Raw genomic sequence first — 26,506 nt, 5'->3', positions numbered from 1 at the left:
AAAATGCCGCAAACCAGTGCCACCCTCGCCGCCCTGATTGGATCGCGCCTGTGCCATGACCTGATCAGCCCGATCGGGGCCATCCAGAACGGGCTCGAACTGATCGCGTTGTCCGGTGGTGCGGATGAGCATAGCCCCGAGATGGCCCTGATCCAGGACAGTTGCAATAGCGCAGCCGCCCGGATCAAGTTTTTCCGCGTCGCCTTCGGCAGTGCCGAATCCCACCAGTCGCTGGGCAGCCGCGAAGCTGCCGCCACGCTGGCCGCCAACACCGAAGGATCGCGGCTGAGCGCGGAATGGCTGCCACAGGGCGATTTCCGCAGGCAGGACGTGCAACTGGCCTTCCTCGCCTTCCTGTGCTGCGAAAGCGCGCTGCCCGTGGGCGGCAACGTTCGGCTGGATCGTGACGCGGCGGGCTGGTCGGTCACCGCCACCGGGCGGCGGATCGCGCTGGACGAGATCTATTGGGATCACCTCAATGGCGTGGCGCAACTGGGCGAGATTGCGCCAAACCGCGTGCAATTCGCGCTACTGGCCTTGCTGGCCGACGAGCGCGGGCAAAAGATCATGGTGACCTGCGACGAAACGCAGATCACCATCAAGATCGCCTAGGCGCGTACCGTTCCATCACCGACAACCAGATACTTGAAGCTGGTCAGTTGTTCGGCACCGACCGGCCCGCGCGCATGCATCTTGCCCGTGGCGATGCCGATCTCGGCCCCCATGCCGAACTCGCCCCCGTCCGCGAACTGGGTCGAGGCATTGCGCATCAGGATCGCGCTGTCGAGCCGCTGGAAGAAACGTGCCGCCGCCGTGTCATCCTCGGTCAGGATGCAATCGGTGTGGGACGAACTGTAGTGCCGGATATGGGCAATCGCGCCGTCGACATCGTCGACGACCTTGGCGGCGATGATGCTGTCGAGATATTCGCAGCCCCAATCGGCCTCGGTCGCCTTGGCGGTGCCGGGGATCGCGCTCAGCTTTTCGTCGGCGCGCACCTCGACCCCAGCATCGACCAGCGCCTTGATGACGCCTTGGCCGATCGTGTCGACCACATCGCGATGGATCAGCAGGCATTCGGCGGCCCCGCAGATGCCGGTGCGGCGGGTCTTGGCGTTCATCACGACCTTGAGCGCCTTCACCGGGTCGGCCTCCTTGTCGATATAGATATGCACGATGCCTTCGAGATGGGCAAAGACCGGCACCCGCGCCTCGCGCTGGACCAAACCAACCAAGCCCTTGCCGCCGCGCGGCACGATCACGTCGATATAGTCGACCGCCTTGAGCATCTCCTGCACGGCGGCGCGGTCACGGGTCGGAATGCGCTGGATCGCGTCCTCGGGCAGACCGGCCTTTTTCAGCCCCTCAACGAGGCAGGCATGGATGGCGCTGGCCGAATGGAAGCTTTCCGAGCCGCCCCGCAGGATCACCGCATTGCCCGCCTTCAGGCACAGCGCGCCCGCATCCGCCGTCACGTTGGGGCGCGACTCGTAGATCACGCCGACCACGCCCAAGGGCGTGCGCACGCGGCTGATATGCAGGCCCGAGGGCCGATCCCATTCCGAGATCACCTCGCCCACCGGGTCCTTCTGCGCGGCAACCGCGCGCAGCCCGTCAGCCATGGATTTGATCCGCGCCTCGTCCAGCATCAAGCGGTCGAGCATCGCATCGGACAGGCCCTTGTCGCGGCCAAAGGCCATGTCCTGCTTGTTGGCCTCGATGATCTGGGCCGTCTGCGCGACGATCGCATCGGCGGCGGCCTCCAGCGCCAGTTGTTTTGCCTCGGCTGGGGCGAAAGCGAGCTCGGCTGCGGCCAGTTTGGCGCGCGCCCCGATGTCCTGCATCATTGCGGGGATGTCGGTCAGGTCTTTCATGACGTGTCTCGCTTTGGTTGAGGTGGGATTTGGGTATTTTTAAAGAGAAGAAACAGGGCCGTCAAAGCGCCATGTCATCCCGGTGGATCAGCACCGCGCGGCCCGGATAGCCGAGGATGGCCTCGATTTCCGAACTGTGATGGCCTGCGATGGCGCGGGCCTCGGTCGCGGTGTAGCGGGTCAGGCCCTGGCCCAGCGTGGTGCCATCCTGCGTCCGGATCGTGACCGGATCACCGCGCCCGAAACTGCCGGTGAGGCTGGCAAGGCCTGCGGGCAGCAGGGATTTGCCTTGGCCCAAGGCCTTGGCCGCGCCGGCATCGACGGTCAGCACACCTTGCGGTTTCATTGCCGCGATCCAGCGCTTGCGGGCGGCGTGCGGATCAAGCTGCGGCGCAAACCACGTCGCGCGCGCGCCATCCTCCAGACGGGCGAGCGGGTGCATCTCTGCTCCGTGGCAGATCACCATGGCGCAGCCCGAGGCGGTGGCGGTCTTGGCCGCCATCAGCTTGGTGATCATGCCGCCCTTGGACAGGCCGGACACGCCCTCGCCCGCCATGGCCTCGATCTCCGGGGTGATGCGGTCGACGGTGGCGAAGTGCTGCGCGTCGGGGTTGGTGTTGGGATTGTCGGTGTAAAGCCCGTCCACGTCCGACAGCAACACCAGAACATCCGCGCCCACGGTCACGGCGATCTGCGCGGCGAGCCGGTCATTGTCGCCATAGCGGATCTCGTCCGTTGCGACGGTGTCGTTCTCGTTCACGATGGGCACCACGCCAAAGCCCAGAAGCGTGCCCAGCGTGGCGCGCGCATTCAGGTAGCGGCGCCGGTCGGCGGTATCCTCAAGCGTCAGCAACACCTGCGCGGTGGTCAGGCCGTGGGGGGCCAGCGCCTCTTCCCAGGCTTGGGCGAGGCCGATCTGGCCGACCGCCGCGGCGGCTTGGGATTGCTCAAGCGGCAGGTCGGGGCCGGGCAGACCAAGAACCCGCCGACCCAGCGCAATGGAGCCGGAGGACACCAGCACCACATCCGCGCCGCGCGCCTTCAGCGCCGAAATGTCCTGTGCGATCGAGGCCAGCCAGTCGCGGCGCAGCCCCGTCGCGCGATCCACCAGCAGCGCCGAGCCGATCTTGACGACGATGCGCTGCGCATCGCTCAGGGACGCCACGATCCGTCCTCCTCCTCGGGGTCGACTGGTTTGTCGGCCTCGCGGCGTGCGTCCACATGCGGGCGCAGGGCGCGCAGCACCTCGGTCACGCCCTCTTTCGAGGCGCCGGACATCAGCATCACATTGCTGGCACCGGCCGCGTGCAGCTCGTCACGCAGAAACGCGCGTTCCTCGTCATCCAGCGCGTCGATCTTGTTCAGCACGGTGACGCGGGGCTTTTCGGACAGGCCCTCGCCATAGGCGTCGAGTTCGTCGCAGATGGTCTGGTAATCCTCGATCAAGGTGCCGGAGGTGCCGTCGATCAGGTGCAGCAGCACCGCCGAGCGTTCCACGTGGCCAAGGAAGATATCCCCCAGACCCCGCCCCTCATGCGCGCCCTCGATCAGGCCGGGAATGTCGGCGACGACGAATTCGGTATTGTCCACGCCCACGACGCCCAGATTGGGGTGCAGCGTGGTAAAGGGATAATCGGCGATCTTGGGGCGCGCGTTCGACGTCGCCGCAAGGAAGGTGGACTTGCCCGCATTGGGCAGCCCGACCAGACCGACATCGGCGATCAGCTTCAGGCGCAGCCAAAGCGTGCGCTCGACCCCGTCCTGCCCGGGATTGGCGCGGCGCGGGGCTTGGTTGGTCGAGGTCTTGAATTGCAGGTTGCCCCAGCCGCCATTGCCGCCCTTGGCCAGAAGCACGCGCTCGCCCAGCGTGGTCAGGTCAGCCACGACCGTTTCCTCATCCTCGTCGAGGATTTCGGTGCCGACGGGGACGCGCAGCACGATGTCCTCGCCATCCTTGCCGGTGCGGCCACGGCCCATGCCGCCCTGCCCGTTCTGCGCGAACCAATGCTGCTGATAGCGGAAATCGATCAGGGTGTTCAGCCCGTCCACGGCCTCGACCCAAACGCTTCCGCCCTTGCCACCGTCGCCGCCATCGGGGCCGCCGAACTCGATGAACTTCTCCTTGCGGAAGGAGATGCAGCCATTCCCCCCGGACCCGGAACGGATATAGACTTTGCAGAGATCGAGGAATTTCATGATATCGGGCTTTCGGACAGGGTCAGGCGCGGTTTAGCGGGGTTTCAACGCGCTCTCAAGCGCCATAAGGAAAACGCCCGGACCTCAGGGGCCGGGCGAAGCGGTGTCCTGCACTGTCTGCGCGCCTCAGCGCAGCTTGCGCAGGTAGGTCCAGGTTGGGATCTTGGCCGCGCGGGCGACGGAATAGGTTTCGGCATCGCCGATATATTCGAACCCCGCATGGGTCAGCACCCGCGCCGAGGCGGGGTTGTCCTGAAAGGTGATCGCGAACATCGTTGCGTTGCCCAGCGGATTGGCATCGACAAGCGCCTGCACCGCATCCGATGCGATGCCGGTGTTCCAAAACGCGGGCGCGACCCAATAGCTGACCTCGGACTGGTCGGCATCCAGACGGGTCAGCGTGACCAGCCCCATCAATTCGGCCCCGCCTTGGCGCGTTGCGTCCAAAGCCCACACATGTTCGTCGCTCTCGGGCGCGGTGACCCGGGTGACAAAGGCCTCTGCCGCGGTGGGCGGCAAGGGATGCGGAATGGATGACGTCATGCGCGCGACGCGTTCGTCGCTGGCATAATGTTCGATCAGGCCACGGTCCGACAGGCGGACGGGACGCAGATCGAAGCGTTCGGTTTCGAGAACCGGCATGGAAACGGTTTCAAGAAGGCTCATTTGCACTCTCCTCCTGTGCAAGTGCCACAGGTACTGACATGGGCATGACCGAGAGGGGTATCATCCCCGTCTGGCCAATTTGTGACTTTTTCCGACCCGATGCGAAAAACCTGGAACAACGAAAAAGGGGACCGGCGATGCCGATCCCCCTCGTGTCACGAAAACCTTGAGGTCGGCTTACTCGGCGGCCTCCGCCACCGGAAGCACGTTTACGAAGGTACGGCCCTTGAGGCCTTTCTTGAACTCGATCGCGCCCTCGACGGTTGCAAACAGCGTGTGGTCGCGGCCCATGCCAACGCCCTCGCCCGGCCAGAACTTCGTGCCGCGCTGGCGCACGATGATGTTGCCGGGGATGACGGACTGGCCGCCATACAGTTTCACGCCGAGGCGGCGACCCGCAGAGTCGCGACCGTTACGGGAGGAACCGCCTGCTTTTTTATGTGCCATGAGTGTCTCTCCTAATTTCTACGGGCCCTCAGGCCAGTTCCTTGGCCTGTTCAACCCATTCGGGCTTGACCTTGGTGGCCTCGAAGGTGTCCGCGTCGACAGCGGCCAGCTGGGCGAAGGTGGTGATGCCCGCCTCGTTCAGCTTCTTCGCGGCGGCGGGGCCGACACCGGTGATCTGGGTCAGGTCGTCACCACCGGCAGCAGCCGCAGGCGCAGCGGCGCCCTTCGGTGCGGAACCGGTTGCGACCTTCACGCCCGACTTGTCCGCGCCATCGGCGAGGATCTCGGTCACGCGGATCAGGGTCAGCTTCTGGCGGTGGCCCTTCGTGCGCTGCGAGCTGTGCTTGCGGCGGCGCTTGACGAAGTTGATGACCTTGTCGCCCTTGATCTGGTCGATGATCTCGGCCTGCACGGCGGCACCGGCAACAAGCGGTGCGCCCACAACGGTGTTGTCACCGCCGAGCATCAGAATTTCGTTGAATTGGACGGTTTCGCCCGCATCGGCTGCCAGCTTTTCCACCCGGAGAACATCACCGGACTGGACCTTGTACTGCTTGCCGCCGGTTTTCATCACCGCGAACATGCGCGTCTTCCTTTTCTCAACCGCGTCCTTCGGTGCCCGGTTTCGGGACTTTCGGCCTGCACGGGGCAGCGCCACCTTCGAACTGCGCGCCCCTCTCGGGGCGTTCGTTTCACCAAAAACAAAAGGCGGGGTTATGCGCCCCGTCCTTGAGTGCCGCGTCTCTACGCGCGCGGACCGGTCTTGTCAACCATCTTCGGCCTAGAGATCCTGACCTTGCATCTGCCCGGCCAGCGACAGGCCCAACGCATACGAGATCTCATCATAGGCGGCACCAAAGGCGTTGAAGAGCGCGCGGTTCAGGTCGCGCCCCGCCTCGGTTGCGGACAAGACGATATAGCGGTCCAGCGCATCGTCGGGCAGCGGCTCGTAGGCCAGCATTAAAAAGGCATACAGCCATTCCTGCGTATCGGACCGGGTCTCGGCCTCCTGCGCCCAGACGTCCTGAAGGATGTCGGATTCGCTCATGACGAAGGCACCGCCATCGACCATGCCATTATAGAAGCGCAGCGAGGCGTTCAGCGCCGAGGCCACGTTGCCTTCGAGCAGGTCGTTGCTGTCGATGAACGTCTCGAGCTGCTGCTGGCGCGCGTCATCCGGATCGGCCTCGCGAAAGGCGGCGCGGGCGGCCTCTTCGACGCGCGGCTCGATCATGGCACGGCGCGCTTCGAGTTCCAGCTCGACGATGCGCGCCCCCGGCTCAGACTGGAAGAAGGACACAAGCGGCGCGATGTCGGTCTCGGACAGCTCTTGGGCAAAACGCGCCTCGACGATGGTGCCCATGCGTTCCGTATCGTAGATCTCCGAGATCAGGTTCGACCACGCCGCCGTGCCGGTCGGCAGCATCTGCTCGGCCAGCTCGTCGCCATATGCCAGCCCCTCCTCGCGCATCACCGTGATCATCTCGTCCAGCCGCAAGGCTTCGTAGAGATCCTCGACCTGCGCCGCCTGCCCCGGCATGGCCAAGGCGACGGTTCCGCAAAGGACGAGTCCACCGATCCAGTCGCGCCGACCTGTCTGCCTGCCCATATAATCTGTCCTCCTGTTCGCTGCCTTCAGAATTAGGCGAAATCCGGCCCGGCAACAAGCAGCCGACAGGAGCCATGGGCAAGGCTTTGCCGAGCCTGCCCGCCTTGGCGCGCCCTGCCCGAAACGGCGGCAGAATGCGAAGACCGGCCTGCCATCCGGCCGCGCGCCCTTTCGCCAGCCGTTCACCAGACAGAGGTGCCGGACGCGAAGCGATGACGCGCCGCGAAGAGAATGCGGAAAATGACAAATTCCCTGTTGCGCCCGGTTTGCGGATTGTCTAAACGCCGCCCTACCAAGACCAAGGCGCGGAGAGGTGCCGGAGTGGTCGAACGGGGCGGTCTCGAAAACCGTTGTCCCTTCACGGGGACCCAGGGTTCGAATCCCTGTCTCTCCGCCATTACCCCTAAGTCATTGATTTGTAAGGTTGAAAATGGGTGTGGTACAACGCACCTTGTGGTACATGACGGACCACAGAAAGCCCCGCAAGATCACCTCAGGTTCGCCAGAGCCTGACATGAAGAATTTGAAGAAACCCCGAGGAAAGGGGTATTCCCTCCGCATGGACACGCCCGCCGTTCTGGTCGGGACGCACAACCCTTGGACGAACGAACCCTTTCGCAAAACAATTTCGCTCGGGTTGAACACAAGAAGTCACGCTGAAGCCATCCGCCTGCGCGACGTGCGCATCGGCCAGATCAGGCAGCTTGAAGCAGATGCCATGGCCAGCAAGGGCCGACGGGGGATTGGCCGGATCATCGACCTGAGCCCCGAGAGCGCCGCTGAGTGGCGACAGATGCGGGCAGAGGCTTCGGACCCCACCGAGATCGACTTCGTTCTAACGGAGCATCTGGAACGCGCTGACGAGGCGGGGAAGAGCAAGGAGGCGCAAGCCTTCGGAAAGATGGTTTTCCGGGGTGCCCTGCCCCTCGCACACGCGCTTGAGAAGTATCTGGAGGACCGCAGCGAGGGGAACCCCTACGGCTTCGACACACTGGCTACGACAACGGCGCTGGACGTCAGGACGGCGGTCAAGCACCTTACCAAGCACATCGGCACCGAGAACCCGACCCTGCACGACGTGGACCCCGACACGGCTTTCAAGTTCCGCATGGAGTACCTGCCACTGGTCGCCAAAGTTAGGCCCAAGACCGTTGCAAAGCATGTGACCCTGCTGCGTGGCCTTTGGGCTTGGGCCATCGAAGATAGGAAGCTCTTGCGCAACAAGAAGGGCCACCCCATACCGAACCCTTGGAAGGTCGAGGAAAGAGGGACACCGAGAAAGAAGTCGAGCAAGCGTGCGGCGGATGAGACCCGTACTGCCTTCAAGCCAGACGAGGTCAGCAAGCTACTCAGCGGATCGCCGCAGTGGGGGTCGCGTCAGGGGGACCTCCTCCGGCTCGCACTGGCCACAGGATGCCGCGCTGACGAAATCGGCTCACTCAAGTTGATGCACGTCAAGACCGACGCGTCAGGGTTTCAGATCGCAAAGGGCAAGACGGACAATGCACGCCGCTTTGTGCCCGTGGTCGAGGCCGCGCAAGACTTGCTCGCGGCGAGGATGGGACTGGCGGAGGCTGCACAAGCCGACATGCGCCCCGAGGACCGACGATTGTTCCCAGAGTGGCCCCTGAAACCGACGACGCAGAAAGCCAACTCGGTGTCGCAGTGGTTCACCCGATATCGCAGAGCCACGCTCGGCACAGAGACCGACGGCAAGCTGGCCATGCATTCGTTCAGGCACACGTGGCGCACGATGGCCCGACGGGGCGGTGTCCCTGAGGATCGCATCTACGAGCTTGGTGGCTGGGCAGCAGAGGCCAACTCTGCCAGCGTATACGACCACGGGCTGACCGAGGAGAACCTCAGGGAGGCACAGCAGGCAGTCTGGGAGGCCCTGCGCAAGGCAGGCTACCTAGAAGCGTTCTGACCGACCTGCAGGGATTAAGTCACACCATCGCACGGATAACCGTGTGGGGCCTCTCTGATGGCACTCGAAAGCTGAAGTTTTACCCAGCTCGATGCCGCCCTCTTTCCTTCCTTTCGCGGGGGGTAAGGGGGGCATCTATGGATCGAGCTGAAGGGATGATCTGGTCAGCTATAGCTAGGGCTATGGCTACACCTCCCCCCACCACCAAGTGGGGGATGGAAGCTAGAGCTGGACTGAGGTCAGCTATAGGTAGCCTCAGCTGTGCTTGTCAGTCGTGATGGGCGCGACGTGGTCGGAGTGACGTGGCTGGGCCTCAGCCGCCCAATGCTTTCCTCCATAGGGTCAATGAAAGCCTACGGGCTTGACCTGAAGCATGCCCATAGCTGGACCTAGGGCCTGCCTGCCAGTCGTGGTGGACGCGACGTGGTCGGTGTTGCCACAGCTCAGCTCAGGGCAAGCTGGTGCATTGCCCATGATCGCCTTCAGCAGGCCCAAGGCAGGAACGCTACAGAGGGCTTAGGCTGGCCTTGGTTTTCCCATGAGCCTAGCCGCCACGGGCAAAACGACCATCAACGACCACAGCCACAGCGGGTCGCGAAGGCAACCCCAAGGGTGCAGCCTTAGAGGGTGCATTCTGTACAGCCGTGTGCGGCGCTGCCAGAGGCCCCATCAACATCGTTACGAAGGATATCCGCATGAGAAATCAACAGGCTAGACCGAGAAGACCCAAGAAAACGACCATCGCGTTGCGCGACCTGCGTCTTGATCCCGACAATTTCCTGCCAAAGCGCACAGGCGGCATCGTGGACCACCACGTCCAAGACTTGGCCGAACGCATCAAACGCGGCGTAGAACTGGACCCAATGTTGGTCTGGCAGCACCCGGAAGATGGGAAGACCTACATCATCGAAGGACACCACCGCTACTACGCCTACAAGGCCCGCAAGTACAAGAAACTGCTGACTGTGCGCGTCTTCGAAGGCACCTTGGAAAGCGCGAGATTGCAGGCCAGCTATAGCAACACCAAGGCCAACCTTCCGCTGACGGCGAAGGAGAGAGCGGACACGGCGTGGTGGCTGGTGTGTTTCTGGGACGAAGAGAAGGGCTACACATACTCGAAGGACGATACCGCCAAGGCATCCGGCGTGAGCAAGAGCCAGATCGCCGTCATGAGGCGGACACGCAAGCTGCTGACCGAGATGCAATCGGGCTTTCCGAAGGAGTGGCACTTGGCCCAGTGGGCCGTGCGTGACATTGATGCGCAGTTCGACACGGACGAAGACGACGATGCCCGCACGCAAGCGGCAGCCGACGCACTCGACGCGGAGATCGGCAACGCGCTGACCAAGGCCAAGCACCGCTACCCCAGAGCGATTGGTCGTGTCCTGATCCGTCGCTTGGGCAAGGACAGCCGCATGGTTTTCGACTGGATGCAGACCGACGACATCGAAGGCGATTTGCTGGACGAAGACGAAGACATCGAGTGGCCCTTCTAGACCCGGCCATTTTCACGGCGCAAATATCTGAGCGGCTTACCATATAGGTCGAGCGCTTCTGTTTCCCCCCTCTGCATGTCAGGGGGCCGGGGAGCATAGGTGACACAGCTTCACAGAGCTGCAAGGAAGGCCCGTCTTTGCGCTGCCGGGTGTTGCCAGTGCCGACCAGAGCTGAGGCCACAGCAGGCCCCAGCGAAGGCTGTGTGGGGGCCTCAGTTGTCCATGTCGAGAGGCCACGAGGCGACCCTTCTAGGGGTCAGTTGCAGATAGGGGCGGAATCCTGCGCTAAGGTAGCGCCACGGTTCTGCGGTGCGGAAAATGACCGCAGTGAGCCCTTAGCGGAGGATCATGCCCCTCGCGAGGTCACAAGAGACATCAGTTCGGTAAATGAGGCTGCGAGATGTCGAATACTTTCGGTCGAATCAATGTTTGTCATGTCAAAGCAGACAACCCCTTTTGCCACGCCTTGTCGAAAATCAAATGCGATAGCCTCTCCCGCGCCGTTGCTTCCGATCACCACAAGGCCGGGGAAGAATTCGGCAAAGGTGCCTTCGCGCAAGAAATGTGCTACCAATGCTGTATTATCCAAAACTAGCCATTGTGGATCAATCGATAGTGGGCCTTCGCCGCCGTTACTAAAGTTCAGGTAGGATAGATAGTCAGCAGGCAGGGGATGTGCGGAGGCAGCAATCAGACCCGCAATTTCACTTTCCGTAGCACCCGCTTCGATTTGCCAGTCTTTGTCTTCCAGCATCAACCCTCTCGATTCACTAAAGTGCCACGTCGCGGCAAGCTAACTCATCGTCGCTATGGCAGCAAAGTCCGCATAGCCGACCTTCGCTGTCCCCACTGAACTACTGGTTGCTTTGGCCAAAAACGCTGTCAGGCAGATCAAAGGCTTACGGGACGCATAATCCTGCAAGTTCAAGTGGAACAGCGGCACTGAATCTCCTTAGCGCAGGATTCCCCTATCTGCAACTGAGCCCTTCTAAGCTCAGCCCTGTGAGCGCCCGCAGAGGCCAGCAGAATGTCCCAGCGTCGGGCCACCAAGTTGTACTCCCTACCACCGTCACCGGGGTCTACCCGCTCAACGAAGCAAGGGCGATTGGCAAAGGCCGCTGACAGGCGTTGGACGTAGAGACTGCCGAGGAAGGGGATGTAGATGTACATGCGTGTATCCTTGTCGAGGTTCACGCAAGGCCTTGTGATCTATGCGACTTTGCATTGGTGGCCTTGCCTCTAGGCGTAGCAGCGGTAACCCGAAGCTGCAACCCGGTATTGTCACCTCGTCAGCCTGCCTCTTCACTTTTGTCCGCTGGGGTATGGGTTAACGGACATATCAGATTGACTCGGAAAGGGTGTCCGCAAGGGTTGACTTCCATCATCGGACATAAATATCAACGGACACAACCCAATCGGACAACAGGAAGCACCATGCCCCAGACCATACTCTACGCCCGCGTCAGCACGACCGACCAGACCTTGGCACACCAGAAGACCCAAGCTGAGAAAGCGGGGTTCAAGCTGGACGAGGTGGTCGCAGACCACGGGGTCTCAGGCGTCAGCACCGTCCTGAGGGAACGCCCCGAGGGCAAGCGGCTCTTCGATAAGCTGCGGAAAGGCGACGTGCTGGTGGTCCGCTGGGTGGACCGGCTGGGGCGCAACTACCAAGACGTGACCGACACGATCCGCGAATTCATGCGCCGGGGCGTCGTGATCCGCACGGTGATCAACAACATGACCTTCAACGGGGCCACGACGGACCCCATGCAGGAGGCCGTGAGAGACGCTCTCATTGCCTTCATGGCAGCGACGGCACAGGCACAAGCTGAGGCCACGAAAGAGGCCCAGAAGGCGGGCATAGAGGCAGCCAAGGGCATCACCGGGAAGTACCGGGGCAAGAAACCGAGCTACGACCGTGACACGCTCTCCCAAGTGCAGACGATGGCCGCACAGGGAGCCGGGACCACGACCATAGCCAAGGCCACTGGCCTCTCCCGTCAGACCGTGCTGAGGATCAAGGACGACCCCGTGGCGGCTGAGGCAGCTCTGGAGCGGTGGGGAGCGTAGTCCTGCCGATAGAACCCAACCCATCGGCTCATGCTCATTCTTACAAGCCTGAAACAAGCCCACGGTTGGCTTGTGTTGGCCCCTTCCTTTGCATTCGAGTCTAGGTAGCCCATCGGGGCGACATCGTTAGGCAGGCATTGAGACTGTAGTCTCAGCCCCAGACCGAAAACGAGTGAAACTCCTGCTGGTGAACCGTTCTGACGGGGAGACGAAATGCCATGACAAAAAAGCCATTCACGAGGTTCTCCGTCAGGGTCGACGACAAACCAAAACAACTCTTCAAAGCACGGTGCACGAAGGACGGAACCATACTTCTGGTCATGGCCCACGGCGACACAGTGACTGACGTAGGTGAAATCAGCAGTATCTCGGGCGCTGGAGTAAAAGAACAACGATATTCAATACATCCCAGCCCGAAAGCAGACCTCGCGACCATCAAGCAGACCCTGACGCTGGACGGCGGCAAGGAGGTTCACTCGATACTCAACTCTTGGCCACTGAAGAACGGCGGCGTTCAACCTATCTACTCCCGTCTGGCCGTGAACTTGGGCGCAATCAAGTATAACTGCCACCCCGGAGCCAAGGACGCCGTAAGGAGCCTAGGGCGGCTAAACCCACTCGAAAAATCGCTCATATACAATGTCGCTGTCGCTCCTGCTGAACTGGACGCCGCACTCCCATTCGATACACCGACCCGACAACTCAGCTGCAAACTCGATCGCTTCAAACTCATCGTTTCGTGGACATACGCGCATGTGCCGACCCACTGGCAGCACGGCAGACTGTTTCACTTTGTGAGTAAAGCACCATCTGAGGTGGGGGGTACTTACAACCCATTCGACAAAGGATATGTTTATGAGGGCCTCGATGCTGCGGGGGCAGCAAGGGAGATAACAAGTTCATTCTTCACACTCAACTGGTGGGCCATCTACCTCGCTTCGAAGGTGACCTACGATCCCTTCCTGCATGTCTTCAGGATACTTGGTCCGAGCATTGGATCGCTGGATGAATACTTGGAACTGGCAAGGTCAAAATTGCCGCCCCATGCGTTACAGCAAGCCGCAGCCGGTTACCCTGATGAGGTCACGGCACCGATCAAGAGACCAAGTTGAAGTGAGCGAGATTGAACTGTCGCTTTCGGCAATAACTCCCCGTCAACCGCAACCCTGAGCCACGAAGCCACATCGCTTGATTGTGGTCAGCGGGTCGATAGTTGAAGAGCTCAATATGTAGTACGTCTTGAACCATCGGCGAAAATGTACCACATGTAGACAGTAAGCCACTGAGAAATATAGGATTTATGAAATTGAAGTCGTATCCCTGTCTCTCCGCCATAAAATTTCAACGCCATACAAGCATCTGATTTTAAACAGAGGCGCGTGGCGGCGAAATTTGTCACCATACCCTTTTATCACAATAGTTTTGCATACCTGTGGTTCGCCGAACCAGTCTCGTCGCCCAAACCACACGTCTTTTCAGGCTGAAGTGATCCGATGAACGGACCTTTCGGATATCCCCAGATCACGGGCAATCTGCCGCTTGCTCACACCTTGCCTCAAGAGCGCCTGTGCTTCCCCTGAGAGGCGCTGGGCAGTCGGAGCCCGTCCCTTGTACTTCCCGTCAGCCTTGGCCTTCTGGATGCCCTCACGCTGCCTCTCAAGCATCATCTCGCGTTCAAACTGCGCCACCGAGCCCAGAACGTTCAGCATCAACTTGACCGTTGCCGTGGTCGTGTCCAACCCAAGGCTCAGGATGCGCAAGCCAACGCCCTTGCCGTCCAACTCTTCGATGATCTCGCCTAGGTGACGGACGGACCGGGCCAGACGATCCAGCTTGGTCACGACAAAGATGTCATCTTCCCGGCAAAATGCCATTGCCTGCCTCAGTCCCTCTCTTTGTGAAACGGAACTGGTTTGTTCCTGCCACAGCCGTTCACAGCCTGCGGCTTTCAGGTCGTCTATCTGGGCCTCAAGCCCGGCTTTCTGTTCCAGTGTTGATGTACGAGCATAGCCAACCAGCATGGTTTGCCTCCTTCTCTGCCAATGATGTCTTAGGGTTTGCGGCAGGGTGTCTGCCAAAAGCCGAAACCGACTTCATTGTGCGCCTATCCCGCTACATTGCAGGGCTGACACTAGCGGCCTAGTCCTTGCCGTTCGAAGCGACCGTTGATTCAGCACCGCACCGTCATCAATGCGGCCATTCGTGCATCGCGCAGCATTCTCGATGGGTGACGGTCGGCAAGGCGTACTAAGCGCCAATTCGCAGCGGGTGCGCTAATGTCGGCAATGTGCGCAAGGCTCAAAAATGTTGATAGACGACTGATATGTCACAACCAAGTGCTGACTCGATCTTTCTTACGGCATTATCCGATACTTTCCCTATGTTCGGATTCATAGCGCACAAGGCAATGCGACCGAAAGCCTGATGAAACTCGTAGACCAGTTCATTAAGTGCGACGGGTGTCGAACAGCAAGGCATTGAATAGGCGTCAAGTCGAAATCCTGTCTCTTCATCAAGGTCTGAGGACATAGTCTCGCCCCACCAATCAAAGTCGATATCAGCACTGCATCGAGGACAGGTGACCGTTTCCAGATTCGCACCACAGTCAAAAAACTGGACATGCTCATTCTGAATAATTTCGATTTCATCGGCATCGGGCATCAATTCTTCCAAGATTTCGAGAGCGGCCTTGGCATTTCCCGGCGGCGGTACATGCTCTGGCATTTTGGGAACGAACAATATCCAATTGTCAGACATTTTTTCGCCTTTGCTTACTATTACATAATCCAACTACCAGACCTTCTTACAGTTTGCAGCATCGGTCAATGTGGGCTCGAAGCGGTCAAGCGGCGCTGCGGCGAACAAGACCTCAGCCTTGGGCGAGATCTCCGTCGCTCTCGGCCCAATCCTAACGTCCAAAGCAAATGTCGACACGGCACCGAAGCGCAACGACAGCGATCATTCACGCATCGCACTGCATTTTCGGACCGTCGAGCTCGACAGCGCGGCCAAAAATGCAATTCGCTGCGTTGTCGACAATCGCAACTTCGGGGCGGACGCCGCGACAATCCTAGCACCACGGCTCTGGCTGCCTATGCCCTCGGCAAGCGCGTTCAAAGACATCAGGAGCAACGACCAGCCAAGTGGACATTTCCGACTCTCAGCTTTCTCCAAAGGTCGTTGACACCATTCGAGACAAACTGTCGGAGTTGTATGGTTTATTGAGGACCGGCGTTTTTGGAAACCGGCTCAGCAAATCCTCGCTTGCTCCGTACCCGGTCGCCAAAATAGTCGGAATACCCAATTCCAAGCATTTTTCGATGATCGGGATCGACGTTTCGTCACCCAGATTCACGTCAAGCAGGGCGAAAGAGATGGTGCGCTTTGAAAGGATCGCCAACCCGTCCGCGACTGAACTTGCCGTATGCACGTGTTCCGCGCCCATAGCGGAGAGCATGTCGGACGCATCCAGCGCGATGACCATGTTGTCTTCGACAACCAGACAATGCCCATGCAGCTGAACCTCGGGCGTCTCGACCGATGTCACGCTCTGCACTGATTGATTTGTTTCCGACGCGGGTCGAACGTGGAACGAAGGCAGTACGAAATCCGCTTCGAAACCCGTGACATGGTAACGGGTGTCCGCTTGCCCCTTCAGCTCGAATGGGATGGACCGTTCTATGATTGTCGTCCCGAATCCGCGCCGCTTCGGAGCTTGAACAGGCGGTCCGTTTTCTTCACGCCATGCCAATTTCGCAATCCCGTCAGGCTGCAACCGCACATCAAGGTTGACGCGACCCGATGAATCGTTGAGCGCGCCATATTTGGCAGAGTTGGTCACGAGTTCATGAATCACCAGAGCCAGCGTGGAAAAAGCGGTGGGCGACAGGTCTATCTCGTCGCCGGTGATGCGCACGCGAGAGGCCTTGGAGGTAAGAAACGCTTTGATCTCGGTTTCAACGAGAGAGCGGAACGAAACCCAGCTCCATTCGGTCTGCGTAAGCTGGTCATGCGCACGGGCCAGAGCGAAAATACGGTCTTCGAGGACGGATCGGTATTCATCCAAGTTTCGCGCATCTTCCTGCCCTTGCGAGACAAGGCCGCGGATCAGGTTCAAAATGTTGCGGACCCGATGGTTCAGTTCCGCAACGAGAAGTTCCTGCTGGTTCTGGGCCAGTTTGCGCACCGCGTTGCGTTCATCGGCCATTTTTAGCACGACTTCCAGCAGCGTCACGCGAAGCGCATCAGCCGCCCGCAGCTCCGCAACGCGCCACGGTGCCGATTGGCCGCGCACGACCTCTCGCCAAGCGTCGAAACTTTTCCTTGGTGTCAAACGCACGCCGTTCGGGCCAAGCTCGACTGGTTTCTCTGGATTACCGGCCCAATTGACGGATTCTGCAATCTCACGCCGAAACAAGACAAAATAATCGCGCGGCGTGCGCGACACGGGCAGCGCCATGATCCCCGCCACGCGATCAGAAAATCCTTCGGCGTTGGGGTATCGAGAAGACAGCGCGTTGGTTTGGTAAACCTGACCGGAGGGGGTCGTGTTCAAGAACCGAGCCAGCCCCAGGAATTCTTCTTCGGTCGGGGCGGAACCGGTGGATTTATACTCGCCCTCGGTAAAGATCGCTGCACCGTCGAAGGGAACAACCTCCCGGATGTTCTCGGACAGAACCTCGAAGGTGTCGAACATGGATTCGCCGCCCGAAAGCTGCGCCATCAGCCTGTCGTGCAACAAACGCGCACGGTCTGTTTCGGCCAATTCCGTGGTGAGTTCCACCTGCGCGAGCTGATAGTTAAATAGCTCCGAGAACAGCTCGATCTCACTGCGCAATTCATAGCTGATATATCTGGGCGACTGATGGTGGCACGCAAAAAGGCCCCAAAGTTTCCCGTTCCGAATGATCGATACGGACATCGACGCTGCAACGCCCATGTTGCGAAGATATTCCAGATGGATCGGAGAGACCGCGCGCGTCACCGCAAGCGACAGGTCCAGAGGCCGACCATTGGGATCGAGCGAAGGATGGATGGGGTAGGTCTTGGCGTTGACGTCCGCAATGATCCGAAGCGGGCTGCGAAGATACAGCGCGCGGGCCTGTTTGGGAATATCACTGGCAGGATACCGAAGGCCCAGATAGGCGTCCTGATCGGGCTGGCAGATTTCGGCAATGACCGTGCCCGTATCATCTTCGTTGAAACGATAGGCCATCACCCGGTCAAAGCCTGACATGAGCCGGATGGCCCGCACCGCCTCGCGCGCCATGTCTTCGACCTTATCGTGCCGCTTGACCCGTTCGATCAAGGCCCGAACGGTGGAGCGATCAAGGTCTTTCTGATCGGCGACGTCACGCGGTTCGAATTCGAAAATGATGTTGTGGTCGCTTTGGCTGATGGAAATATCGAAAAGGCGTTCGTCCTCCAAAGCCGGGTATCCAAAAACGCGTGCAGCACCTGCTTGGTAGCTCAGCACCTGCATCTTCGATCTGAGGTGATGGACGGTTTCCCGAGAGAACACGTCCGAAAACCGTGACCCGACAATGTCTTGCGCGGCAAGGCCCAGCAGATCGGCGCAGTTTTCCGAAGCATATGTGATGATCCAGTCGGCAGAGAGCGCGATCAGACAGCCGTAGCTCTGCACATGTCCGAGAATATGAATCGGCTCTCGGTCGCAGTTGGTCAGGTCAACGTTTTCCTGCCGCGCGTTTGGCTCTGGATCACGCATGGACCTCTCCTTTCGTCATTTGCGGCGCGAGGGCACACATGTGATAAAGCTTGAAAATGCGGTCGGCATCGCAAACGATCTGATCCGCGACATCGCCGACCGACGGCATCCCATTCGCCGTCTCGCAAAACGATTTCCAGAGCTCGATGTAGCTTGGCGCGGAAAAATAGGCATCGGCCTGACGCACGTCCGGATCATCCGCGTCAAGCCATCTGGTCCGCAGCACTTTTGTACCCAACCGTGACCCTGCTATGACGTAATCAATGGCCAACGGATGCAGCGATCCGACCTCCATCGCATCACGATGCGCCCACGCGGCGATCGCGCGCAGATCGGTTTCAGCGCGTGCCAGAAGGTCGTCAATGCATTCCGCTATGGTCGACCGCGCTGCATGCGGTGCGATGGCCCTCAGAGCGACTGACTGCATTTGCAGGAAAAGCTCGAAACCATCGCGCGTTCTGAGGTCGAACCGAGACACAGTTCGGTCGAGGTCCTCGTGCGACGCCCGTGTTTCCGTCTGCAACCGCAAACGCAAGGTGCTGTGTGGTGTCTCGGTCATCGCGCAGGTAGGTTATTTTTGGCTCGAAGGCGCAGGATACAGCCAGATGCACACGGCGACAATGTACTACGACATACCAATGGGTTTTTCCTGGCGCCCACGACCTGTGTCGACATGGGACGTGAGGCCAGTGTCCTCATTGGTTCTGTCCCGCCGCCCCTGAGAGTTGAATCGGCAGACTTCGTTGGTCTGGCAAAAAGCGGCAGCGACGGCCTGCGGAAAGCCCTTCAGCCCGTCCCGGGTTCTGTCAGGCATGGCAGCGCCCCCGAGCGCGAAGTTCAGACCGGGATCGGAGCTGTCGCTGTGCAGCGACAGGGCGAAGGGCGTGCCGAACCTGTCGCCGAGCGCCATCTCGCGGCGGGCTGGCGGGAGGATGAGGACCGCTGGCAGCGCCGCGATCTCTCGGCCGCCTTTAACTAACCCCTCCCGTGACATTTCTTTCAGAAATGCACGGCCGGGCAGTAGACCAAGCCCCCGGATTTTGGAAAGCGACAGACGAGGCCTTTCCCGGCCCACGCCATCAGCGTGGATAGCTTCACAAGATATCGAACGTGCTCAGACACTTCCCAAGCTCCGGCCAGTCAGCTGCCGCTGAGGACCTGCGCGCTGTATCGCATGGCACAACCCGGGCAGCAGCCCCCGCGCCCCTTGATCTGACGCGACCGCCCCGTCAAAGTTGCGGCCAAAAGGGCCGGGAATGTTCAACCAGATACGCATGCGCCACATCAGGTGCTTTCTTGCCGTGGCGCGCGCCGGGTCCGTCACCCATGCCGCCCGCGTTCTGAATTCCTCGCAACCCGCCGTGTCGCGCACCTTGGCCGAGATCGAGCACATCATCGGCCAGCCCCTGTTCGACCGCACGGGGCGCGGGTTGCACCTGACCGAGGCCGGACAGCGCCTGTCGCGCCATTTCGACATCGCCCTGACCCAGATCGAAACCGGGGCCGCCGCCGCATCGGGGGGTGGCGCCAATGCGCGCGTGGCCTTTGGCTTGCTGCCCAACGTGGCCCGCACCGTCGCCGTCGACGCGGTCGGCAGCTTCAAGACCGCCTATCCCGAAACAGATATAGCCCTGCATTGGGCTGGCGTGGTCGAACTGATCGCCAAGATGGCGCGCGGCGATCTGGATTTCATCCTTGGCCGCCTGCTGTCACCCGAACATCTGCAAGGCGTCACGTTCGAGCAGCTCTATACCGAGGAACTGCTCTTCGTCGCCCATCACACCCATCCGCTGGCACAGCCCGGTGCGCATCCCATGCTGGTGGATTTCGAGGATCAACTGATGATCGTGCCCCTGTCCGACACGATCATCCGTCGCGAGATGGACAAGTTCCTGCGGGCGCGCGGCATCCCCCCTTTTGCCAACCAGATCGAGACCGTCTCGTTTGAATTCACACGCACCTTCCTGCGGCACAACATGGCGGTGGCCTGCCTGCCCAAGGGTGCGATCCGTCGGGAACTGTCCGAGGGCACGCTGGTCGATCTGGGGATTCGCGGCGACGAGTTGATGTCGTCGGTCGGGCTGTCCTTCATGCGCGACCGGGACCTGTCGCCCGAGGCCGAACTGCTGGCGCAGCATGTGCGCGCCGCATCGCAGCAATTCCATGATATACCAGATCAGTTATAGCTATGGCATGAGTTTTATTTCAAAATGCTGAAAAAATACGCCTTACTGGTCTGACATCGCCCGTCGAAGGCGATTCAGGGAGGAAAACCAACGATGGCGCAGCCGAAGAATATCCTTTTCATCATGTTCGACCAGCTGCGCTGGGATTACCTGTCCTGCTACGGCCACCCGCATCTGCACACGCCGAACCTCGACCGGCTGGCCTCGAAAGGTGTGCGGTTCAACCGCTGCACCATCCAGTCGCCGCTGTGTGGCCCGTCGCGCATGTCGACATATACGGGCCGCTACGTGCACAGCCACGGCGCCAGCTGGAACAACACCCCTCTGAAGGTCGGCGAGCTGACGATGGGCGACCACCTGCGCGATCTGGGCATGGGCTGCTGGCTGGTGGGCAAGACCCACATGGCCGCCGATGCCGAAGGCATGCGCCGTCTGGGTCTGGAACCCGACAGCGTGATCGGCGCGCGGGTCAGCGAATGCGGCTTCGACGTGTTCGAGCGCGATGACGGTATGCGTCCCGACGGGCCCGATGGCCTGTATGACGCGGGCGGCGCGCTGAAATACAACGACTACCTGCGCGGCAAGGGCTATCAATCCGACAATCCGTGGCACGACTTTGCCAACAGCGCCCGCGATGAGGATGGCAATGTGCTGTCCGGCTGGTTCCTCGAAAACTCCGACCTGCCCGCGAACATCCGCGAAGAGGACAGCGAAACCCCCTACCTGACCCGCCGCGGCATCGCGTTCATCGAACAGGCCGACGGACCTTGGCTCTGCCACCTGTCCTATATCAAGCCGCACTGGCCCTATATCGTGCCCGAACCCTATGCCAGCATGTACGGCCCCAAGGATTTCCTCGACCCGGTGCGCAACAACGCGGAACGCGAGACCGATCACCCGATCTTCAAGGGGTTTCAGAACAACCCGGTGGGCAAGGCGTTTTCCCGCGACGAGGTGCGCGCCAAGGTGCTGACCGCCTATATGGGGTTGATCAAGCAATGCGACGACCAGATGGGCGTGCTGTTCGATTTCCTCGAACGCACGGGCCGGATGGAGGACACGATGATCGTCGTGACCTCGGATCACGGCGACTTCATGGGCGACCACTGGATGGGGGAAAAAACCTTCTTCCACGAGGCCTCGGTCAAGGTGCCGCTGATCATTTACGACCCCGCGCCCGAGGCGGATGCGACCCGTGGCACCACCAGCGACGCGCTGGTCGAATGTCTCGACTTCCTGCCCACCTTCGTCGAAGTGGCGGGCGGCGATGCGTCGAAACTGGATCACATCCTCGAAGGGCAATCGCTGCTGCCGCTTCTGCGCGGCGGTGACGCGCCCAAGCGCGACTACGTGATCTGCGAATACGATTTCTCGGCCAGCCCGCTCTGCGACCGGCTGGATATCGCACCCAAGGACGCGCGGATGTTCATGATCGCCGACCATGATTGGAAGATGATCCATTTCGAATCCGGCCACCGGCCCATGCTGTTCGACCTGAGGAACGACCCGAACGAGCTGGTCGATCTGGGCGGCGACCCGGCTTTTGCGGACACCATCGACCGGCTGTATGATGGGCTGTTCGACTGGACGGCGCGCCCCGCCGCCCGCACCACGATCAGCGACGATACGATCCGCGCCGCCCGCAAGAAAGGCGCGGCCTTCAAGGGCGTGCTGATTGGTGTCGTGGGCGAACACGATCTGCCAGAGGATTTCACGCGCAAATACACGGGCCGCACGGCCCCCGACATGACCCGCCGCGACCCGGTTCCCGGCGAGTAAACGACCACAGGGAGGAAACCGATGAACATTATTAAAACCAGCTTCGCGGCGCTGGCCGCGCTTGCCCTTGCCAGCACCGCGCAGGCGCAGGTCAACCTGAGCGCCGAAACATCCAGCGCCGGCAACTCGCCGCACCTGATGATGACCCACCTTGCGGATGTGACCGCGCGGGCGGGCATCGCCAACCTGCAAGTGCAGGAAGGCCAGACCGCGACCAATTCCATGGTCAACGTGGCCGAGGGCAAATCCGACATCATCACCGCGCCCACCATTCTGCATTTCCTGCTGGAAAAAGGCCGTGGCCCGTTCTCGGCGCAGGGGGAAAACGGTGCGGCGCTGGCCGCCAAGGTGCAGGCCATCGCGCCCTATAACGCGGGGGCCTACGGGCTGATCACCCCAGTCGCCACCGGCATCACCAAGTACGAGGATCTCAAGGACAAGACCGTGTGGAACGGCCCGCCGCGCGGTGCGGCACTGACCATGGGGCGCCAGACCATCCTGTTCGGCTCCGGCGGCTTCAAGGATGGCGAGGATTACAAGGGCTTCCAGACCAATTGGGGGCAGTTGCCCTCGGTGCTGGTCGATGGCTCCGCCGAGGCCGTCATGGTGCCGATCACGCAGCCCTCGGACCGCGTCGTGCAGATGCAGTCCACCGGCGACGTGAACATCATTTCCGTGCCCAAGGCGATCTGGGAAAGCGAAGGAATGCAAAGGTTCCTCTCGGCCCCCGGCAACGCGCCGGTCGAGGTCAAATGGGAGGATATGGGCTATGGCGAGGGGTCGGGCGTGCACCTGATTTCCGAGGATGGCATCTTCCGCTCGCCGGGTGTGCCGTTTGCCACCTATGTCCGCGCCGATCTGGATTTCGACACGGTCAAGGCGATCACGGCGGAATACATCGCCACGATCCCCGAGCTGAAAAAGCGCGCGCCCTATGGCGGGACGGTGAATTTCGACGTGCTCGACGCCAAGGCCACCGGCTTCTGTGGCGGTCTGTCGTTGAAATACCACCCCGGTGCCGTCGCCGCTTGGGAAGAAGCGGGCTATGACGTGCCCGACTGCGCCGAAGTGCAGTAAATGCCAAGGGGGGCCGCGATCCGGCCCCCTGTTCCCGATACCGCGATCAGGCTTGCCTGATCCAGCGCAAGGCACGTTCAGCAGGGCAAGCCGACCGCGGGTGGCGCGGATTACGCCACCCATGGGGGCGGTCAGCGCGTTGCCAACCTGCGGATGGCTGAAACACCAGGCACAGGTTCGGCCAGTTGTCTGACTTCCCGTCTCAGACCCACCCATGAGGGACCCACCATGACCACCCAATCCGACACGATCCTGCCGCCGGTCAACCGCGCCCTGCCCGTGGCGCGGGTGCTTGGGTTGGTGCTCGTCACCATCGGACTGTTCAACACCATCCCCTCGATACCGGGGCTGGATGAATGGGTGACGGACATGGTGGGCAACCCCGGCTTCGTGATCCGCAAGTTCCCCTACGAATTCCTCTACCCCATCGCCTTCGTGCTGATGATGGTCATCGTTGCCACTCGGCATTCCTTTTATGAACAGGACCGCGAGCGCGGGCCGGGTCGGCGCGGCTTTGCCATGGTCATGGATATCGCCTTGGTGATGATGGCCGTGGCGGTCGCCCTGACCTACGTGATCGAAATCGACTCGATCTGCCTGATCGACCAGTTCACCGGCGAGCGCGCAGAGCTGATCGCCAAGGCGCTGGCCGAGGAAAAGGAATTCGCGGCGCTCTATGGCCTGCCCGAACCCACATCGGTCGACGATCCGTCCTGCATCAACGATACCGGCATCTGGATTTTTGCCATCGTCGGCGCGGGAATTTCCGTCTTTCTCGCCTATAACGTCCGCGTCTGGGGGCTGCCGCTGGTGGCGGTGGCGATCTTTATCGCGGCCTACACGCTGCTGACCGTGGCGATCTGGTACATCTTCGGTGCCGAGGACATGAACAAGTACCTGATCACCAAGCTCGGGGGGGAACCACGCGCCCTGATGGATGGCCGCCCCAATGTCGAGGATGTGCTGGTCAACACCTCCCAAGGGCTATTGGGCCGGTTCATGGGCATCCTGCTGTCCTCGGTATTCCCCTATATCGTACTTGGTTCGCTGTTCGGGATTTCCGCCGGGGGCCAGTCGCTGATCAAGATCGCCTTCCTCTGGACCCGCAAGCTGCGCGGCGGGCCTGCGCATGCCGCCATCGTATCCTCTGCCCTGTTCGGCACGATTTCCGGCGGTCCGGTGGTCAACGTGCTGTCCACCGGCGTGCTGACCATTCCGATGATGCTCAAACGCGGCTTCACCCGCAATTTCGCAGGCGGGGTCGAGGCGGCGGCGTCGTCCGGTGGGCAGATCATGCCCCCGGTGATGGGTGTCGCGGCCTTTGTCCTGTCGGCCATGACCGTCACCCCCTATCGCGAGGTCATCGTCGCCGCGATCCTCCCCGCCGCCGCCTATTTCGGCGTGCTCTTTTTGACGGTGGTCTTTCAGGCCCGCAAACAGGGCATCCAGCCTGTCGGCGAAAAGACCCCGGACATGCTGCTGAGCCGTCAGGACATTCTGAACCTCGTGATGATCTTTGCCCCGATCCTGCTGATCCTGTTCCTGCTCATCACCCCGAAAGAAGCCATCGGCTGCGGCCCCATCGCGGCGCTGATGGGGATCGAGACCATCGTCACCGGCGAGGCCTGCCGCGCCCCCGACCTGCCCTTTGTGTTCCAGCTGGTGCAGAACTCGGCGGGCGATGCGGGGTCGGCGGGCTGGTGGGCCTGTATCCTGCTGGTCTGCCTGTTCTTCCTCGATCCGGATGTGCGCAAGAAACCCGGCCAGATCGTCGGCGCCTTGGCCGATGCGGGCATCCTGATCTCGACGCTCTACCTGATGTTCCTGTCCGTCTCGGTCATCGACTTCTGCCTGAACTTCACCGGCCTGTCGGGCTTTATCGCGCGTGACGTGCTGGGCCTGTTGCGGATGTTCGGCGACGAGCTGTCCCAAGGCGGCATGTTCCTGTTCCTCGCGTTGTTCGTGACCATGCTGCTGGCGATCCTTCTGGGCATGGGCATGCCCACGGTGCCCGCCTATGTGAACGTCGCCCTGCTGATGGGGCCGCTGGTGATCGGGCTGGGCATCGCGACCTTCACCGCGCATATGTTCATCTTCTTCTTTGCCGTGGCCTCCGCCATCACACCGCCCGTCGCCGTCGCCGCCTTTGCCGCCGCCTCGATCACCAAGGGCGACCCGATGCGCACTGGCTTTGCAGCCGTGGGCGCGGGCATCGTCATGTTCATCCTGCCCTTCATCTTCGCCTTCTACCCGGAACTGCTGCTGATCGACGCCGCCAAGATCGACCCGAACAGCACCGGCGGAGCCTTCCTGCCCGGCTATTCGGCGGGCATCGACTGGGCCGGCCTTGCGCTGCTGCTGGCCCGCCTGTGTCTGGCGCTGTACCTGATCGCCAGCGCGCTGGCCCGGTTCGACGGCGCGCGCCTGCGCAGTGCCGAGATCGTCCTGCGCCTTGCGCTTGCCCTCGGCGTTTTGATGCGCGCGCCAGAGCTGTACGCGCCCGCCATCGGCTTGGCGCTGTGCGCCATTGCGTGGCATCATATCCGTGCAAGGCGCAGCGAAAGCCTCACAGACGGCGCGCAAAGCCCGATGTGAGGCCCGTCGCTGCGCTGTGGCATGAGCAATACCCCATCCCCTCACCACCCAGCGAAGCCGACCCCGCACTGTGGTCGGGATCTTCGAGCCGCCCGTCCTGTCGCCCAATATCAGCCGCACCGAGGCAGCGCCCGCGATCCGCATCATCAAGCTTTGACTGAGGGAATTTCTCTGCGCCCCTTGCCGCCGGGGGCGTGCCGCCCCACCTGTAAGAGGCTTACGTTTTTTCTGTTCGACGGGACGCTTCTGCTTGTGCGGTCGTCGCCGCTCGACCCGGATCGACTTTGCCATGCTGCCGCAATTCCGCGGGCAGCACGACCCGGGAGGCGGCGCACATGGCCCATGACAACACGAGACGGTTCAAGCCCGGACCGGGGGGTGCGCCCGCCATGCAGGGCCATCGGACGATCGCCGGTCTTGCGACGGCAGACCAAGGGCAGGCCCACCTGACCATGTGCGGGATGGCTGCTCAGCCTGACCGGATCACCCTCGAAGAGCCTGTTCTGTCATGAGCGGGGGTTTCGAGGACATGTTCGACGGAATGCGGCTGCATGACGGCAAGGCCCCGAAGGCCCGCAAGCCCGGCAGCACCCCAAGAACGCAAAGCGCGGGGCCCAAGACGGCCTTGGACAAGACGTCGACCGCGGCGTGGGAAATCCTCGACGAGGATGCCCGCGCCCGTGCCGAGAAGACCGCAAGGCTCAAGGCCGCGCGGCAGGCGCGCGACGGTGACAAGACGGACTGACCCGGTCACCCGGCCCGTTTAAGGCCGTGGCAGGTCCTTCCCAACCAACAAACCCGGCATCGCCCGCGTGGCGGTGCCCGCGGTGGCAGGCCCGGCGTGCGTATCAAGCCG

At 61.4% G+C, this 26,506-nt stretch carries 24 protein-coding genes and 1 tRNA gene; 12 read left to right on the top strand and 13 right to left on the bottom strand.

Features of this window, described 5'->3' with window-relative positions:
* Positions 1-3: 3 nt before the first annotated feature.
* Positions 4-612: a histidine phosphotransferase family protein gene (locus D8Z78_RS08105; RefSeq protein ID WP_121629800.1), complete on the top strand. Its 609-nt coding sequence runs from the start codon at positions 4-6 to the stop codon at positions 610-612.
* Here the strand turns inward: D8Z78_RS08105 and D8Z78_RS08100 are convergent.
* From D8Z78_RS08100 to D8Z78_RS08070, 7 genes are all read right to left on the bottom strand, one after another.
* Complete coding sequence (locus D8Z78_RS08100; protein WP_121629801.1) at positions 609-1,874, bottom strand: glutamate-5-semialdehyde dehydrogenase; 1,266 nt, start codon at positions 1,872-1,874, stop codon at positions 609-611. The two genes, D8Z78_RS08105 and D8Z78_RS08100, sit on opposite strands and share 4 nt — an antisense overlap.
* 61 nt (positions 1,875-1,935) lie before the next feature.
* A complete protein-coding gene (proB, locus tag D8Z78_RS08095; RefSeq protein ID WP_121629802.1) occupies positions 1,936-3,039 on the bottom strand; it encodes a glutamate 5-kinase in 1,104 nt (367 codons plus the stop codon).
* On the bottom strand, positions 3,027-4,070 hold the full coding sequence (gene obgE / locus D8Z78_RS08090; RefSeq protein WP_121629803.1) for a GTPase ObgE: 1,044 nt from the start codon (positions 4,068-4,070) through the stop codon (positions 3,027-3,029). The genes proB and obgE overlap by 13 nt, the downstream gene beginning before the upstream one ends.
* 126 nt (positions 4,071-4,196) lie before the next feature.
* Positions 4,197-4,736 (bottom strand): GNAT family N-acetyltransferase, encoded by a 540-nt coding sequence (locus D8Z78_RS08085; protein WP_121629804.1) that lies wholly within the window; start codon positions 4,734-4,736, stop codon positions 4,197-4,199.
* Positions 4,737-4,913: 177 nt separating this feature from the next.
* Positions 4,914-5,183: a 50S ribosomal protein L27 gene (rpmA, locus tag D8Z78_RS08080; RefSeq protein ID WP_121629805.1), complete on the bottom strand. Its 270-nt coding sequence runs from the start codon at positions 5,181-5,183 to the stop codon at positions 4,914-4,916.
* A gap of 28 nt (positions 5,184-5,211) precedes the next feature.
* Entirely contained in the window at positions 5,212-5,766 is a 555-nt protein-coding gene (locus D8Z78_RS08075; RefSeq protein ID WP_121629806.1) for a 50S ribosomal protein L21, read from the bottom strand.
* A gap of 198 nt (positions 5,767-5,964) precedes the next feature.
* Positions 5,965-6,792 (bottom strand): DUF2059 domain-containing protein, encoded by an 828-nt coding sequence (locus tag D8Z78_RS08070; RefSeq protein WP_240672050.1) that lies wholly within the window; start codon positions 6,790-6,792, stop codon positions 5,965-5,967.
* Positions 6,793-7,099: 307 nt separating this feature from the next.
* Here D8Z78_RS08070 and D8Z78_RS08065 point away from each other — a divergent pair.
* The 3 genes from D8Z78_RS08065 to D8Z78_RS08055 all read left to right on the top strand — a co-directional run bounded on the left by D8Z78_RS08065 (position 7,100) and on the right by D8Z78_RS08055 (position 10,215).
* Positions 7,100-7,189, top strand: a tRNA-Ser gene (locus tag D8Z78_RS08065).
* 63 nt (positions 7,190-7,252) lie between these two features.
* Positions 7,253-8,719, top strand: coding sequence for a tyrosine-type recombinase/integrase (locus D8Z78_RS08060; protein ID WP_164932919.1), 1,467 nt, complete (start codon positions 7,253-7,255; stop codon positions 8,717-8,719).
* A gap of 695 nt (positions 8,720-9,414) precedes the next feature.
* Positions 9,415-10,215, top strand: a complete 801-nt coding sequence (locus D8Z78_RS08055; RefSeq protein WP_121629808.1) for a ParB N-terminal domain-containing protein — start codon at positions 9,415-9,417, stop codon at positions 10,213-10,215.
* 346 nt (positions 10,216-10,561) lie between these two features.
* Here D8Z78_RS08055 and D8Z78_RS08050 read toward each other — a convergent pair whose 3' ends face one another.
* Entirely contained in the window at positions 10,562-10,969 is a 408-nt protein-coding gene (locus D8Z78_RS08050; RefSeq protein ID WP_121629809.1) for an SMI1/KNR4 family protein, read from the bottom strand.
* Positions 10,970-11,649: 680 nt separating this feature from the next.
* Here D8Z78_RS08050 and D8Z78_RS08045 point away from each other — a divergent pair.
* Both D8Z78_RS08045 and D8Z78_RS08040 read left to right on the top strand, forming a co-directional pair.
* On the top strand, positions 11,650-12,285 hold the full coding sequence (locus D8Z78_RS08045) for a recombinase family protein (protein ID WP_121629811.1): 636 nt from the start codon (positions 11,650-11,652) through the stop codon (positions 12,283-12,285).
* A gap of 218 nt (positions 12,286-12,503) precedes the next feature.
* The gene (locus D8Z78_RS08040) at positions 12,504-13,397 is read left to right on the top strand and encodes a hypothetical protein (protein WP_128910750.1); all 894 of its coding nucleotides are present in this window, start codon (positions 12,504-12,506) and stop codon (positions 13,395-13,397) included.
* A gap of 363 nt (positions 13,398-13,760) precedes the next feature.
* On the opposite strand, the gene D8Z78_RS08035 is transcribed toward D8Z78_RS08040, so the two are convergent.
* From D8Z78_RS08035 to D8Z78_RS08015, 5 genes are all read right to left on the bottom strand, one after another.
* On the bottom strand, positions 13,761-14,306 hold the full coding sequence (locus tag D8Z78_RS08035; protein WP_121629813.1) for a recombinase family protein: 546 nt from the start codon (positions 14,304-14,306) through the stop codon (positions 13,761-13,763).
* Positions 14,307-14,583: 277 nt separating this feature from the next.
* Positions 14,584-15,042 carry a hypothetical protein gene (locus tag D8Z78_RS08030; protein WP_128910749.1) on the bottom strand — a complete coding sequence of 153 codons (459 nt, stop codon included), beginning with the start codon at positions 15,040-15,042 and terminating at the stop codon, positions 14,584-14,586.
* A gap of 403 nt (positions 15,043-15,445) precedes the next feature.
* A complete protein-coding gene (locus D8Z78_RS08025; RefSeq protein WP_121629814.1) occupies positions 15,446-18,013 on the bottom strand; it encodes an HWE histidine kinase domain-containing protein in 2,568 nt (855 codons plus the stop codon).
* A complete protein-coding gene (locus tag D8Z78_RS08020; protein ID WP_121629815.1) occupies positions 18,006-18,572 on the bottom strand; it encodes a biliverdin-producing heme oxygenase in 567 nt (188 codons plus the stop codon). The genes D8Z78_RS08025 and D8Z78_RS08020 overlap by 8 nt, the downstream gene beginning before the upstream one ends.
* Before the next feature lie 66 nt (positions 18,573-18,638).
* Positions 18,639-18,923 carry a hypothetical protein gene (locus tag D8Z78_RS08015; RefSeq protein ID WP_128910748.1) on the bottom strand — a complete coding sequence of 95 codons (285 nt, stop codon included), beginning with the start codon at positions 18,921-18,923 and terminating at the stop codon, positions 18,639-18,641.
* 364 nt (positions 18,924-19,287) lie between these two features.
* Between D8Z78_RS08015 and D8Z78_RS08010 the strand changes: the two genes are divergently transcribed.
* From D8Z78_RS08010 to D8Z78_RS07990, 6 genes are all read left to right on the top strand, one after another.
* Entirely contained in the window at positions 19,288-20,199 is a 912-nt protein-coding gene (locus D8Z78_RS08010; protein WP_121629879.1) for a LysR substrate-binding domain-containing protein, read from the top strand.
* Between the two features lie 93 nt (positions 20,200-20,292).
* A complete protein-coding gene (locus D8Z78_RS08005) occupies positions 20,293-21,978 on the top strand; it encodes a sulfatase-like hydrolase/transferase (RefSeq protein ID WP_121629817.1) in 1,686 nt (561 codons plus the stop codon).
* A 21-nt stretch (positions 21,979-21,999) separates the two neighbouring features.
* Positions 22,000-23,055, top strand: coding sequence for a TAXI family TRAP transporter solute-binding subunit (locus D8Z78_RS08000; protein ID WP_121629818.1), 1,056 nt, complete (start codon positions 22,000-22,002; stop codon positions 23,053-23,055).
* A 228-nt stretch (positions 23,056-23,283) separates the two neighbouring features.
* Positions 23,284-25,650: a TRAP transporter permease gene (locus D8Z78_RS07995; RefSeq protein ID WP_121629819.1), complete on the top strand. Its 2,367-nt coding sequence runs from the start codon at positions 23,284-23,286 to the stop codon at positions 25,648-25,650.
* 335 nt (positions 25,651-25,985) lie between these two features.
* Positions 25,986-26,162, top strand: a complete 177-nt coding sequence (locus tag D8Z78_RS24560) for a hypothetical protein (RefSeq protein ID WP_164932918.1) — start codon at positions 25,986-25,988, stop codon at positions 26,160-26,162.
* On the top strand, positions 26,159-26,395 hold the full coding sequence (locus tag D8Z78_RS07990) for a hypothetical protein (RefSeq protein WP_121629820.1): 237 nt from the start codon (positions 26,159-26,161) through the stop codon (positions 26,393-26,395). The genes D8Z78_RS24560 and D8Z78_RS07990 overlap by 4 nt, the downstream gene beginning before the upstream one ends.
* Positions 26,396-26,506 lie beyond the last annotated feature (111 nt).

The sequence above is a fragment of the Tropicibacter alexandrii genome (genome assembly GCF_003667315.2).
In the GTDB taxonomy this organism is placed as follows: Bacteria; Pseudomonadota; Alphaproteobacteria; order Rhodobacterales; family Rhodobacteraceae; genus Tropicibacter; species Tropicibacter alexandrii.
Note: the sequence above shows the minus strand (reverse complement) of the source record. Positions and strands in the feature narration are given on the sequence as shown.